Source organism: Caldicellulosiruptor sp. DIB 104C (genome assembly GCF_028198085.1).
In the GTDB taxonomy this organism is placed as follows: Bacteria; Bacillota; Thermoanaerobacteria; order Caldicellulosiruptorales; family Caldicellulosiruptoraceae; genus Caldicellulosiruptor; species Caldicellulosiruptor saccharolyticus.
The window spans coordinates 202,383-215,410 of the sequence record NZ_CP116337.1 but is presented as its reverse complement, the minus strand read 5'-3'; the positions used below and the strand labels follow the sequence as shown (position 1 = coordinate 215,410).

Here is a 13,028-nt window from a genome sequence, read left to right as displayed (position 1 = left end):
TATAACCTTGCCATCGAGGGGAACTTTTTCTCCTGGTTTAACAATAATGATGTCACCTATGTTTACCTCTTCAGGAGATACTTTCCTGATCTCATCGCCAACTTTAAGATTTGCATAGTCAGGACGAATATCCATCAAAGCACTTATTGATTTTCTGGAGTGACCTACAGCTATATTCTGAAACAATTCACCTACCAGATAGAACAGCATAACTGCTACACCTTCTGGATACTCTCCAATGAAGAAAGCACCAATGGTAGCAATACTCATCAAAAAATGCTCACTGAATACCTGACCGCGGGCAATACCTTTTATTGCTCTTAAGACAACCTTTCCACCAACTATGATATAACTAATAATAAACAAGGTAAGCTCAAGCCAATTTTGGAAATTAAAGATGATTCCCACGGCAAATATTGCTCCACCGACCACAAGTCTTATGATTTCTTTTTTGTTGACACCTTCTTCTTCCTCTTCATTATTTTCTTTTACGTTGGCCTTAGATGTATTCTCCTCAAAAATGACCTTTACATCTGGCTCTATTTTCTTTACTATGCCTTCAATCTTCTCATTTAACTCAGAGCGGTTGACTTTCGGACTTATTTCCAGTGTTAGTTTCTTCGAAACAAAATCTACTGCAGCAAATTCAACTCCTTCTAGACCGCTTATTTCTTTTTCTATTTTAGCTGCACAATTCGCGCAGCCAAGTCCTTCAAGTATTACTATGCTTTTGTTCACCTTTTTATTGCTCTTGTTAACGGATTTTTCTTTCACTACCACATCCGGTTCGTGCTTGTGCACTATGGTTTTAACTTGCTGTAATATATTCTTATACTCTTGCTCTGATTCAATTTCTAAAGTCAATGTCTTGTTCATGAAGTTCATATAGGCTTTGACTCCATTTAATTTATTAACCTCTTCTTCAATTTTAGCTGCACAATTTGCGCAATCTAAACCTTCTAAAATTACTTCCTTCTTTAACATTACTGACCCTCCTTTACTTACTTTCTTCTGAAATATGAATTAATCCCTGGTCAAATATTTGCTTTACATGTTCATCTTCAAGAGAGTAGAATACAATCTTTCCTTCTCTTCTGCTCTTTACTAGTCCAGCCTGCTTTAAGACTCTTAGCTGATGTGAAATTGCTGATTGGGTCATATTTAATAAGAATGCAATATCGCAAACGCACATCTCTGATTCACCTAATGCCCAGAGTATCTTAATTCTTGTTGAATCTCCAAAAACTTTAAATAGTTCTGCTAGATCATATAGAGTTTCTTCTTGAGGCATTTTTTCTCGCACTTTATTTACAATTTCCTCATGTATTACATCACAGTCGCATCTTTCAATTGGTTGAATTTTTTTTGCCATATTTATATCACCTCCTTATCATTCAATTGAACACTTGAATAAGTTTTCATATATATTATAAACCTCAATTCTCCGTTTGTCAATAAAAACATATGAGTAATTGTTCAAGTGTGTTTATCTTTTAGCTTTACGGTCAAGACCGCCACCTCTAAGCGCAGCGTAGGTGGGTTTTAATCAGGTGGAGTAGACTCTCCATCTGATTCCCCGATGTTTCAGCTTGCTGAAACGAGTTCACGTCTGTCATTTCAGCTATTCGCTGCTTCTTCCTTCACGCTCTGCATTTTTAACCAGCGCATTTTGCTTCTGCTCCCGCAATCGGTAATCCAATTATGTCTCCTGTAGTTATTTATAATAGTATAAGTACTCTTCCCCTACTGGCGGCTATCTTAATACGAGCTTATAGGTTTACTTCTATTTCTAACCCTGACTTAAACTCTACCACTAGCCTGTCATTATATACAGTTGCCTTTTCAATTAGTTTTCTAACCAGTTTATCATCAAATTCCGTAATACCACCGGTTTGCATATTAAGGAAGTCCGTCATCTCAGCGATCCGATCCCGCTTATCTTGACGGAGAGCGTTTCTTGAAAGGGTTTCTTGCCTTAAGTCCCGTAAGCGGTAAATCTCATTGACAATATTATCATATGCTTCCTTTGAATTTGCCAATTGGATCAACTCGGCTTGAAGCTCTTCCAGCCTTTTATCAATATCTGCCGTACTCTCGTCCAAATCCTCGTTTAATACGGTTTCAATATTCTTTTTCAGTATGGCCAGGAAAGAGTTTTTCCCGCTGACGGCTATATTGATAGCTTCTACAATCTTCTCTTTGAGAGTATCTTCAAGTATAGTGGAAGCGGTACAAAACAAACCGGTGTTTTCCAATCTGCTGACGCATCTCCATACGATTGATTTCTTTCCTCGGTTATTCCAATGAACCCTTCGAAATATTTCATGACAGTTGCCGCAGAAAACCATCTGTGATAAAGGATGCTTGTTGCTGTAGTTTCTCTTCTTTCCGTTCTTACTTATATGCACACATCTTCTGCGGACAAGCTCTTCCTGAACCTGCATATAAATTTCACGCGGGATTATGGGCTCATGGCTGTTTTCTACATAGTATTGTGGAACTATACCGTTATTGGGTACCCTTTTCTTCGATAAAAAATCTACAGTATAGATTTTCTGCAGCAGCGCATCACCGATATATTTTTCATTCCTCAAAATCTTATTGATGGTGCTGGTATGCCATCTGTGATTACCTGCACCTGTCAGAATTCCGTCAGCCTCCAAACCCCTAGCTATCTGTAGCATACTAGAACCTTCAAGGTATTCTCTGTAAATGCGTTTAACGATCTCTGCTTCTTCAGGTACGATAACTAAATTGCCATCCTTATCCTTTGTATAGCCAAGAAACCGGTTGTGATTAATATGGATTTTTCCTTGCTGATATCGGTACTGAATACCCAGTTTTACATTCTGGCTTAACGATTGGCTTTCTTGCTGTGCCAAAGATGCCATAATTGTCAGCAGGATTTCCCCTTTGGAATCCAATGTGTTTATATTTTCCTTTTCAAAGTAAACCGGAATATTTTTTTCTTTAAGCTGCCTTATGTACTTTAGGCAGTCCAGCGTATTTCTTGCAAACCGGCTGATAGATTTCGTAATTATCATATCGATTTTGCCCTGCATGCATTCTTCTATCATCCGGTTAAATTCTTCACGCTTTTTCGTGTGTTATTGTCAATACCTTTTCCCCACTTTTGATAATATTTTTTCCCCACCTGTTTTCAAAAAAATTTAATTATCATTATCTAACTGATTTGACTCATTCTTGGAATCATCTGTTAAAGCTTTTATAGCCCCTTCCCGTTGTTTCATCCTATAACTTTCACCCTTGATAACTACAAAATGACAGTGATGTACAAATCTATCTAAAATTGCCGTTGCTAAGACTGGGTCATAAAATATCCTCGGCCACTCTTCAAATACCTTGTTTGTAGTTATTATTATTGATCCTCTCTCGTACCTCTTCGATATTATCTCATAAAAATCATCTACACTGCTTTGGTTAAATTTCCTTAAGCTTAGCTTATCTATTATCAACAGGTCCACATTAACATAGTTTTTTAACTTTTGTTGATACGAATGGGAGTTAAAATAAAATTGTGTCCACTGTATAATTAGTGTTGAAATAATCACCAAAGGGGGGCTCACGATTATGGAGAAAAATGAAATTTTTGAAACCGCTAAAAATATGGCTATCGAGCAAGTATTAAATATGTATTGCTCCAAAGATGATCCTACTCGCCCAGCTTTAAAACAGCTTTTGGAAAACTTGCTCGATTGCTTTATGTTATCAGAAAGAACTGTTTACCTTGCTAAAAACGAAAACGATAAAGGCAATGGTTTTTACGGCAGAAAACTTGCAACACCTGTTGGCAGCCTTGAAATTTCTGTTCCTCGCACACGCTCTGGTAACTTTCGACCTTCCATTCTCCCTGACCGCTACAAAAGGGTTGACAGCTCATACACTGACCTGCTCATGTCTTTAGTCGCCAATGGTTACTCAGAAAGTTCTCTTGTCCAAACTCTTAAAAGCATGAATCTGCCTTATTCTGAAGACGAAATCGAAAAAATCAAAAACGATCTTAAAAACGAGCTTCAACTTTTCAAACAAAGAGAACTTCCTGAAAGTGCTTTTGCTCTTATCATTGACGGTTACCATTGCGAAATTAAAGATAACTCAAAAGTTAAACAAGCTACTTGCTATGTCGTGCTTGGCATTGATTTAGAAGGCAAAAAAGATATCTTCGGTATCTACACTTTCTTCGGCAAAGAAAACAAAGCCGATTGGATGAGAGTCTTTGACGACTTAATTACAAGAGGTCTTAAAAAAGTCTTAATAGTTGTAAGCGATGATTTTCCAGGCATTATCGATGCTGTTAGACTCGCTTATCCCCTTGCCGACCATCAACTATGTTTTGTTCACCTTCAACGCAATGTCAGAAAACATATGGCAAAAGATGATGCTTCCGTTTTCAACAAAGAGCTTGATAAACTAAGAACTTCCTCTGCTGATTTTGACGAAGCTATTTCAAAGTTCAAACTTCTTTGTGAGCAATACTCCTCAAAATATCCTCGATTCATAAAAGGTATTTGCGAAAAAGCAGAGTTCTATCTTGCACATATGAGGTATCCTGAAGATTTAAGAAAGTACATTTATACTACTAATGCTGTAGAAAGCGTAAACAGTATGATTGAAAAGATAAGAATAAACTCCGGTGGTTATTTTCAATCTGTAGAAGTTTTAGAGATAAACATATATTTACAAAGAGAAAACTTGCGTCGGGGCAAGTGGAAAAACGGAGTACCTATTCTTAAAAAATGTAGTTACAATATATTACAGCTCTACAATATACGCTATGAAATGGAAACACAAAATTCTTGACAAGTCTCGGCAAATCGCTTATCCCTTTTTCACATATATTCTTCACAACCTTGTAGCTCAATCCTCCAAATTTTAAAGCCCTCTTACACGCATTGTCCACTGCCTCTGCTCCATATCTCTCTTTTAATGCTATTATCCCACTTATGCTTCTGTAGTCATACTTCTTAAATCCTTCTTGCTCGGTAAATTCTTCAAAAAACTTCAACGCCCACTCCCCAATTTCTGCCATTTGCTCCCTCTGTCTTGACATTATATCCTCAATTGTTATATTCTTAGACGAGGGATAGTGTTCTTTGTTGGTTACGTATTTGCCCTTCTCATTGTTTTTGACAATCTGATGAAGGGCTATTTCTTTACCCTCAAAGAACACCCTCAAAAAACTGCCAATCTCAACTACCTCTACTTCACCTCCTGCATACTCATATGGCACTGAATAATAGTTCCCTTTGTATATGAGATGACAGTTAGTAGTTACTTTATGAATTGAACTTTTTGATATGTGGTATTCCTCAATAGGAAGAGCTATTAACTTTTCTTTCTCTTCTAAGAGGAAAACTTCTTTGGGAACTTTCTTGGTTGTGCCATGTACTCTCACATTTGCTACATCATCAAGCCAGTTTTTTAAATGCTCCCTCGCCTCATCAATATCCTTAAATTCTTCCCCAGAAAAACAGTTTTGCTTAACATACTTAACTGTCGATTCTACCTTGCCTTTATCAGTCGGTGTGTATACCCTGCAAGGATGAGGTAAAAATCCATAGTGGCTTGCAAAACTTGCATAATCCTTTTGTATTTGCGCTTCATAAAAATCAACATTCAATACACCTGCTTTTAAATTGTCTATCTTCACAACTTCTACTACTCCACCAAAATACTTAAATGCGTTCTTATGACACTGTATAAATGTTTCAACTGTCTGGTCAAATACTATCTCTGCATACATATATCTTGAATAACTTAAAACCATTGTAAATACCCATGCTTTTTTGAATTTCCCATCAACTTTTATCTTACCTATATATCCAAAATCAACTTGAGCTTCTTCTGCAGGTAGCGTTGTTAAAACCATGTACACCTTTGAATTTGCTATCTTTTTTTATCTTTTGGACATATCTTCTTACATTCGAGTAGCTTCCTTCAAAACCAAATTCTGCTTGTAGAGCTTGATATATTTTCTTTGCTGAAAGTCCTTTGTTAACTTTTGCCTCAATGAATTGCCTGTAATTATCCAATACTGAATTTTTTGATTTTCTCTCAACTTCTCCTTTCTGTTCAATGTCTTGGATTACTTTTCTAACAGTTTTTCTATCCACGTTTAACAACCTTGCTATTTGACTTTTGTTGTATCCCTGTTTGAAAAGAGTGTAGATTGTTGTGTGCATTGCAACCCCCAACATTTTCTTGTTATCTTCTCCTCCTGTAGTTTTCCCATACTTTCCATTCTACACTACAGAAGGCTTCTTTTTAAGTAGCAGGTGGGGAATTTTTGATGTCATTTCTGATGATTTTATTTTATCATTAACAGATGGAATCTTTTCCGGCGTATAGCTTTTGCCTTATGTATATTGGCAGAGAACCGCTTGATATTGTATGAAGTCCAGACCATACAATATCAACCTCGTCAGCTCCAACCTACACGGCAGCACCCGCCATACGCTCAGCCTCTATTTAAGTTCGGCAGGTGTTGTCATGCCGAATTTTTCTTTTCGTTGTTCATAAAGAATGCTTCAATTTTTTCTCTTTGGGATATGCAGTGCAATGTTATTACCGCCCTTCTATTTGCCCGGTGATGTTGCATATTATAGAACTATCTATTGTAGAAGCCTTGAACCGGCTTTTGTTGATCCAAGGTGATTTGAATAAAATTAAAAGTACTATTAACTGTTCATTTTTCTCAAAATAAAAACCTCCGCCTGTGTGTCTCTATCAATTAAGACAAAACAAGGGAGGTTTTTGTGACAATTATCATCACTTAATCGTTACGATGTAATTTATGGAAACTCGAAGAAGCCATTCAATCTTTCAGATTCATTGGCTATTTAAAAGACGGTAGTCTACCTCTTTAGTAGCGCCGACATCTTTATAAACATTCACAAGTTCATTATCGGCATTGTACAGTTTCATGTCTTTAACATTCACAACGCCATTATAAATTAATATATACCCCTTATCGTTTTCTACCTTTTCTTCTATTGTATTGCCATCATCAAAATCAAAAACTATCCTGGCATAATTCGTTTCTTTCCTTGTATCGTTTTCAGGTATCCAAGTTGAGTCGTTAAGATTACAAAAGAAAATTGTGTCATTTCCAAGAACAAGCCTGTTTACTCCAAATCCCATGCTCATTGCTGCATCGCCTCCTGCTACGCCGTTTGCAATGAAATTTCTGCCTTCCTTTTCTTCAACGTAATAAATCGCAATACCCCCACTTTCACCTTGACGTAGCACTAAAACCAGGTAACCTTGCGCATATTTTTTTATTTTTAAAATCTCAGTATTTCCCTTAATTATGCTGTATGTATCAATTATTGCTTTTTTTAAGGCATCTTTAATTGTTTCATTTTCACTATCATTCACCTGTATAGGTTTGCTATTTAGTGATGAATGTTTTTTAGAATCATTTTCACTTATAGTGCTACAAGCTGAAGTACTTAAAAATACTATTATCAACAGAAAAAAAAGATATTTTTTCATTTGGGTTCTCCAATCAAAACAATTTTAATTATATAAAATCACATTAATAGTATTATTTAAAATAAAGGGGGTTGGAAATAGAACATGAGTCTTATTTCCAATGCCCTACCTTTTTAATTCCCATTATATACCATTAACGTAAGACTTAATTTAATTGTCTATTACCGAATCTTTAGTACATTTTGAAATTAGCTGCTAAATGATGCACTTGAAAACGTCATCCGTCTCATTTTACAAGAAGAGCCTCCAAAGGCATTGATAAGTTCAATAACAGGTCTATTTTTCACATCGCTTGAATGCTGACAAACTAACAAATTATCCCAAGTTACACCATTTTGACGGTTTATATGTTACATATACTGAATGGTGATAGTCACTTATATCATAGTCGTAAAATTGCAACACGTCTCCTAATAATACGCTGCTTGGACTTATATTATTATAATATGCATTATTATTTATACCTGTGGCATTTGGTCCGTAAGTCTTTGATGAATTTGTAGCAAAAGTCCATAAACTTCCAACATTTTCCCAAGGACCCGAACCTCCTCCTGTACCCCCAAACCATCCTGTAGTATACGTTCCATTAACCATTCTAACTTTATTAGAAATATTGGTTCTTGTTTGAGTATCATTTCCTGAAACATACCCTCCGTATGCGGCCCATATACATTGACTTACAAAATTTGTGCAATCCCAAGTGCCCGGACTCGTAAGTTCAGTATTATAAAAGTAACGATAGTCAATTCTATCAATTTTAAACCCCCAATCAGTAACAGAGGAATCTGTATTAAGTGTAACTTTTATGCTGGAACCCTGTTTCCAACTACTCCAAACACCACTATCGTAAGAACCTGTGAATTCATCTCCTGCATCAGTTGTCACATAATCCCAACCATCCTCTGTACTAATTCTTTAAAAAATGGACACGAATACTTACTGCACCTGTTTTACTTATTGTCCATGTATTAGTATAATTGTTGGTATATGGATGGGCGCTTTCTAAAGTGTATGAATCACCTACACTAGTTGAATCACCGCCTACAAATCTTGTAGCATATGCTACTCCATTAGAACTATTATAAGGATAGGTTGCAGTAATAATAACATCACTTGAAGGCTCTTTGCTAATTTTTTCTGTTTTGGCATCGGATATCTGAACTTTCATGGTCTGAAAATCATCTATTTTCTTTTGGTAAGCCTTGTTTACTGCTTCTTTAATCGAACTACCAGATATTAGTTGTTTAGCTTCATTTTTTATATTTTCCTTAAATTTATTAAACAGATCATAATCCGAATCAATTTTACTTATAGTCCATATTCCGTTTTTATTGTTCAAAACAAAATCAAAATTAATACCGTACATCCCCGATTCGACATCAACCCCTGTAAGCTGATAATTTACATCCAAGATTAATTTCACATCAGCTTGGTTATTTTTTATAGAAATTGATCTGTAGCAAGGATTCAATTTAAACCATTGATAGCTAATTCCGAATTCTTTATATAATTCTATTTGTTGTTTATTAAACATTTTGTATGTATATGTACTGTCATTATCTTCAGTTATATCATTGATGTTTCCTTCTTCTAGAGATACAAAGGACTGGAAAGATCTATTAAGGAATTGCTCTATCGTGCTTTTCACTGCTTTCTCTTCCTCATTTAAAGAACTGACAGGCTTTATAACTGCATTATTCTTTTCTGCTAAAGCAAAACCTGACAAGGAAAAGATTAAAGCTATTGAGACAAGAACCGAAATAATTTTTTTCATAAATTATTCTCCTCTCCGTTTTTGTTTTAATTTTTTCCAGTAAAACGATATCACTGTACTAATAAGTTACAGTTTTACTGTAAATCGTATCTGATTCATAGCCGCCATCACCAGATACATAGTAATATGTCTCAACCCTGTAAGTCCCACTGGATACCTGATATGTTTCCAGTATGGATGCTGACGAAGATGTTGAAGATTTAGACCAGCTTTTCACATCTGTCCATGATCCGTTAGAATAACGCTGCAAAGCAGATGTGAGATAAATGTTTTTTCCGGCCGGTGTTTTTTGCACATACCCATACACAGTGGCCGTTCCGCTTGCTGAAATAGTGAGCGAGGTGCTTGCCTGGTTGATGTAAACATACTGAATGGACACCACTGACTTCGGCGTTGCACTTGTTTCTCCTGCGGCCAATGCTGTCGATGTTAATACAGACAAAATAAGCAGGATACTTAATGCAAAAGATAAAAAACTCTTTTTGATCATTGAAAAACCTCCTTTGTTTTTTGTCTTCATAAAATAAGACAAATCAAAAGAGACTTTTGTGACAGAAAATAAAAAAATTTTTTAGAAAATTTTTCTGAACTTTATGGACTTAAGTCCGTGCCTGTAATTTCAACGCTTTCCGCAATCTTAAACACGATGTCTCTATCCAGTGTTGATGACACCGTATACATATACTTATCATCGTACCAGACCAGGTTTTGAACGCCCTGATTGGAATAATACTTGGCCGGTAAACCTTTGAACTCAAGTTCTTCCAGTTTTACACCTTCTGTATTTATGTTGATTGAAACGTTTTCAAGGCACTGTTGGCTGTAGGATATAAAATCATTTTCCTTTTCATATTCCAGCAGAACAAGGCCGTCGGTGTTTTTATTGACCAGTTTAAAGCCTTCCGGTATATAGGCTGGTTCATATATGGCAAATCCATCGGCCGCATCCTGAGATGACCGGCTTTCATTAAAGAATATATGAGTGAATTTTTCGTACACCTCGGTTATGAATTCAAATACCGCGGCACGCACAGCCGATACGCTCATTGCGGACGCAAACAGGATAATGATTGCAGCAACAAAAGCGACCGCACGCCTACGCAAAAAAGCCATTGCTCCAACCGGGCTTTTTGTTTTGCTTTGGCGTATAAGCTTTTTCATCTTTCGTTTAAACTCATTTGAGAACTCATACTCTATTTCATCGTCTGTAGACAGGGTTTCTATCTCATATATGTCCGCTTTAATGACGGCTTCTTTAAGCATGTCTTCCGTAAAACTAATTGACATCGGCGCTTTCCTCCCTTTCCAGAATCTCCTCGAGCCTGCGTTTTGCGCGCTCAAGCCGCTTCCTAACCGTCGCCTCAGATATATCCAGCATCTTTGCTATTTCTTCATTTGAAAACTCTTGAACATATTTCAGTGTCAGCACATCTTTATATATAACAGGCAGCTTCAATACCGCCCTTGCAAGATGATCCAAATCCTCCGCAACGCTTATTGGTTCGGTCGTTATACAGTATTCCACATCCTCAAGGGGAATTGTTGTATGCCTTTTTCTTTGGTTATATAAATTGATGGCGGTGTTTCTAACCATAGTAACAATGTAGCTCTTAGTTTTGTGACAGGAAATTTCTCCCACTTTATCGAAATTCTCAAGAATTTTCAAAAACGTCTGATGTACAGCGTCCTCGGCGAACCGTTCATCATTTAGGATGCGGTTGGCGACATAGAACATAAGCTTCCTGTATGTAACATAAAGCAATTCAAATTTATTTTTATCCTCTTCGCCGTCAAGCATCGCCAGATATATTGGAAGCATTTTGTCACCTCCCGCATTTTCATGCTCTGTTTTGTTTCCTCTCTCTTTGTGACTTAAGTCTGCCATCAATGGGTTTTTGGGCGTTTCTCGGTATTGCCCATACACGGCTGAAACGCACAGCGCCGTTTATTCTGTTTTCCGCACACAGCTTTTGTATGCGCCTGACGGAAATGCCCCACTTTTTTGAAGCTTCATTTACAGACATGTAATCAGTTACCATATATTCACCCAAACATACAATTATTAGCAATTCATATTATATAAGTCTAAACGAATAATATCAAGCCATAATGGATAAATTGGTTTACATTTTTTCTCTTTTCAAACCATTAAAATTTTTGACATGTTCCCTCGAACAATCAACCCCCGTCTTTTCCGTCTACACAACCCTGCCTACCAAAATCCGCCCCGAAAGGCTGTGGATGTGTTTCCACGAACAATCACAGAAACAAAAAAACAAGGCTTCCCGGTATCTCCGCCGCCCATAAGCACATTTTCGGCGGGTGGCAAAAGACCGGAAAACCCTGTATTCAAGCCGTTTTTCAGGCACTTATTTGTTTTTTACATTTGTCATCAATACCACGCACTCGACGTGAAATGTCTGTGGAAACATATCAACAGGCTGGACTTCTAAAATTTCATAGCCATTTGAAAAAAGAATACTGCTATCTCTTGCAAGTGTTGAAGGATTGCAGGATACATAAATTATGTTTGGAATTTTATGCTCTATAAGGCTTTCTAAGAGCTCTTTTTCACATCCACTTCGCGGTGGGTCAAGAATCACAGCCTGGGGTATAATTCCATTTTTCAACAGTTTTGGGATTTCAATCTCTGCACGGCCACATATAAATTCAATGTTCGAAATACCATTATTCTTGCTGCTTTTTTTAGCATCTTCAACTGCATCTTCAACAATTTCTATAGTGTAAACCTTTTTGCAAAACGGAGCTATGAACATGGAAATGGTACCTATTCCAGAGTATACATCAAACACAATTTCTGCATCAATATTCCTTAGATATTTTACAACCTGACTGTACAGCACCTCTGTTTGCATAGAATTTACCTGAAAAAATGATTTTGGAGAAATTTCAAATGTTAAATTCCCTATCCTGTCTTTTATTGTGCTACTACCCCAAATCAATATATCTTCATCACCCAGTATTACATTTGTCCTTTTAGGATTCAAGTTTAAATAAAGTGATTTAATTTTTGAAAAATTGTTTAAAATGTCTTTTTTTATGGTCTCTAAATTCTCAGGTACTTTTGTACAAACAAGAATGATCATCATCTCATCAAATGCAAATGAATTTCTGACAACAATGTGCCTCAAAACACCTTTATGCTTTTTTTCGTCATAAACCTCTATCTTGTGTTTTTGTATTAGATCTTTCATACCTTTTATCACATCATCGCAAAATTCATGCTGAATAAGACAGTAATCTATATCAACAATATCATGTGTCATCTTTCTATAAAATCCTATCTGGGGTTTTTTATAATCCCCTCCAACCGGTAGTGCAGTCTTGTTTCTGTATCTAAATGGGTTTTCCATTCCAATAACATCATTTATTCTGGGGCTGAGTTTCCCTATTCGCCTAAAAGCATCTTCAACAAGAAGCTTTTTTAGCTTCAGCTGATGCTGGTATTTTGCATGCATTAAATGGCAACCACCACATAAGTAGTAATAAGGACATTCTGGCTCTTTTCTATATGGGTTTTTTTCTAAAATTTCAACTAAGTTTGCTTTGGCATACTCTTTTTTGACCTCTTCGATTTTAATCTTTGCAACCTCATCAATAAGAACATTGTCAACAAACACTACAAATCCATCAATTCTTGCAATGCCCTGTGCCTGGTGATTAAGTGTGTCAATCTTGACAATATACTCTTGCGATTTTTTTACCACACCTTTTCCCC

At 36.4% G+C, this 13,028-nt stretch carries 11 protein-coding genes and 3 pseudogenes (1 of these 14 only partly in view); 1 reads left to right on the top strand and 13 read right to left on the bottom strand.

Annotated elements, in window-relative coordinates:
- The 4 genes and pseudogenes from PGC14_RS00945 to PGC14_RS00925 all read right to left on the bottom strand — a co-directional run.
- Positions 1 to 984, bottom strand: the start of a protein-coding gene (locus PGC14_RS00945; protein WP_271629284.1) for a heavy metal translocating P-type ATPase. Its footprint begins 1,389 nt before the window's first position; the window shows 984 of its 2,373 coding nt (coding positions 1-984); it begins with the start codon at positions 982 to 984; its stop codon lies off the left edge, out of view.
- 13 nt (positions 985 to 997) lie between these two features.
- Positions 998 to 1,372: an ArsR/SmtB family transcription factor gene (locus PGC14_RS00940; RefSeq protein WP_011916063.1), complete on the bottom strand. Its 375-nt coding sequence runs from the start codon at positions 1,370 to 1,372 to the stop codon at positions 998 to 1,000.
- 397 nt (positions 1,373 to 1,769) lie between these two features.
- Positions 1,770 to 3,107: pseudogene (locus PGC14_RS13430) on the bottom strand (recombinase family protein); the annotation flags it as partial.
- Positions 3,108 to 3,170: 63 nt separating this feature from the next.
- Positions 3,171 to 3,521 (bottom strand): annotated as a pseudogene (locus PGC14_RS00925) (ATP-binding protein); the annotation flags it as partial.
- A 70-nt stretch (positions 3,522 to 3,591) separates the two neighbouring features.
- On the opposite strand from PGC14_RS00925, the gene PGC14_RS00920 reads away from it, so the two are divergent.
- Positions 3,592 to 4,821 carry an IS256-like element ISCsa2 family transposase gene (locus PGC14_RS00920; RefSeq protein ID WP_011915673.1) on the top strand — a complete coding sequence of 410 codons (1,230 nt, stop codon included), beginning with the start codon at positions 3,592 to 3,594 and terminating at the stop codon, positions 4,819 to 4,821.
- On the opposite strand, the pseudogene istA reads toward PGC14_RS00920, so the two are convergent.
- From istA to rlmD, 9 genes and pseudogenes are all read right to left on the bottom strand, one after another.
- Positions 4,751 to 6,203 (bottom strand): annotated as a pseudogene (gene istA, locus PGC14_RS00915) (IS21 family transposase). The gene PGC14_RS00920 and the pseudogene istA overlap by 71 nt on opposite strands.
- Before the next feature lie 646 nt (positions 6,204 to 6,849).
- The gene (locus PGC14_RS00910) at positions 6,850 to 7,515 is read right to left on the bottom strand and encodes a hypothetical protein (protein WP_011916059.1); all 666 of its coding nucleotides are present in this window, start codon (positions 7,513 to 7,515) and stop codon (positions 6,850 to 6,852) included.
- A gap of 315 nt (positions 7,516 to 7,830) precedes the next feature.
- Positions 7,831 to 8,400 (bottom strand): amidase domain-containing protein, encoded by a 570-nt coding sequence (locus tag PGC14_RS00905; RefSeq protein ID WP_271629283.1) that lies wholly within the window; start codon positions 8,398 to 8,400, stop codon positions 7,831 to 7,833.
- 22 nt (positions 8,401 to 8,422) lie between these two features.
- Positions 8,423 to 9,289, bottom strand: coding sequence for a hypothetical protein (locus PGC14_RS00900; protein ID WP_011916057.1), 867 nt, complete (start codon positions 9,287 to 9,289; stop codon positions 8,423 to 8,425).
- A gap of 58 nt (positions 9,290 to 9,347) precedes the next feature.
- Positions 9,348 to 9,779 carry a hypothetical protein gene (locus tag PGC14_RS00895; RefSeq protein ID WP_271629282.1) on the bottom strand — a complete coding sequence of 144 codons (432 nt, stop codon included), beginning with the start codon at positions 9,777 to 9,779 and terminating at the stop codon, positions 9,348 to 9,350.
- A gap of 101 nt (positions 9,780 to 9,880) precedes the next feature.
- Positions 9,881 to 10,576: a DUF4367 domain-containing protein gene (locus tag PGC14_RS00890; RefSeq protein WP_011916056.1), complete on the bottom strand. Its 696-nt coding sequence runs from the start codon at positions 10,574 to 10,576 to the stop codon at positions 9,881 to 9,883.
- Positions 10,566 to 11,108 (bottom strand): RNA polymerase sigma factor, encoded by a 543-nt coding sequence (locus tag PGC14_RS00885; protein WP_011916055.1) that lies wholly within the window; start codon positions 11,106 to 11,108, stop codon positions 10,566 to 10,568. The genes PGC14_RS00890 and PGC14_RS00885 overlap by 11 nt, the downstream gene beginning before the upstream one ends.
- A 19-nt stretch (positions 11,109 to 11,127) precedes the next feature.
- Complete coding sequence (locus tag PGC14_RS00880) at positions 11,128 to 11,328, bottom strand: DNA-binding protein (RefSeq protein WP_039767872.1); 201 nt, start codon at positions 11,326 to 11,328, stop codon at positions 11,128 to 11,130.
- A gap of 330 nt (positions 11,329 to 11,658) precedes the next feature.
- Entirely contained in the window at positions 11,659 to 13,017 is a 1,359-nt protein-coding gene (gene rlmD, locus PGC14_RS00875) for a 23S rRNA (uracil(1939)-C(5))-methyltransferase RlmD (RefSeq protein ID WP_271629281.1), read from the bottom strand.
- Positions 13,018 to 13,028: the final 11 nt, after the last annotated feature.

Bases quoted from the DNA above. Each gene is read 5' to 3' on its own strand.
- PGC14_RS00895 (WP_271629282.1), bottom strand. From the start codon at position 9,779: ATGATCAAAAAGAGTTTTTTATCTTTTGCATTAAGTATCCTGCTTATT.
- PGC14_RS00920 (WP_011915673.1), top strand. From the start codon at position 3,592: ATGGAGAAAAATGAAATTTTTGAAACCGCTAAAAATATGGCTATCGAG.
- PGC14_RS00885 (WP_011916055.1), bottom strand. From the start codon at position 11,108: ATGCTTCCAATATATCTGGCGATGCTTGACGGCGAAGAGGATAAAAAT.
- PGC14_RS00890 (WP_011916056.1), bottom strand. From the start codon at position 10,576: ATGTCAATTAGTTTTACGGAAGACATGCTTAAAGAAGCCGTCATTAAA.
- PGC14_RS00880 (WP_039767872.1), bottom strand. From the start codon at position 11,328: ATGGTAACTGATTACATGTCTGTAAATGAAGCTTCAAAAAAGTGGGGC.
- PGC14_RS00910 (WP_011916059.1), bottom strand. From the start codon at position 7,515: ATGAAAAAATATCTTTTTTTTCTGTTGATAATAGTATTTTTAAGTACT.
- PGC14_RS00940 (WP_011916063.1), bottom strand. From the start codon at position 1,372: ATGGCAAAAAAAATTCAACCAATTGAAAGATGCGACTGTGATGTAATA.
- PGC14_RS00900 (WP_011916057.1), bottom strand. From the start codon at position 9,289: ATGAAAAAAATTATTTCGGTTCTTGTCTCAATAGCTTTAATCTTTTCC.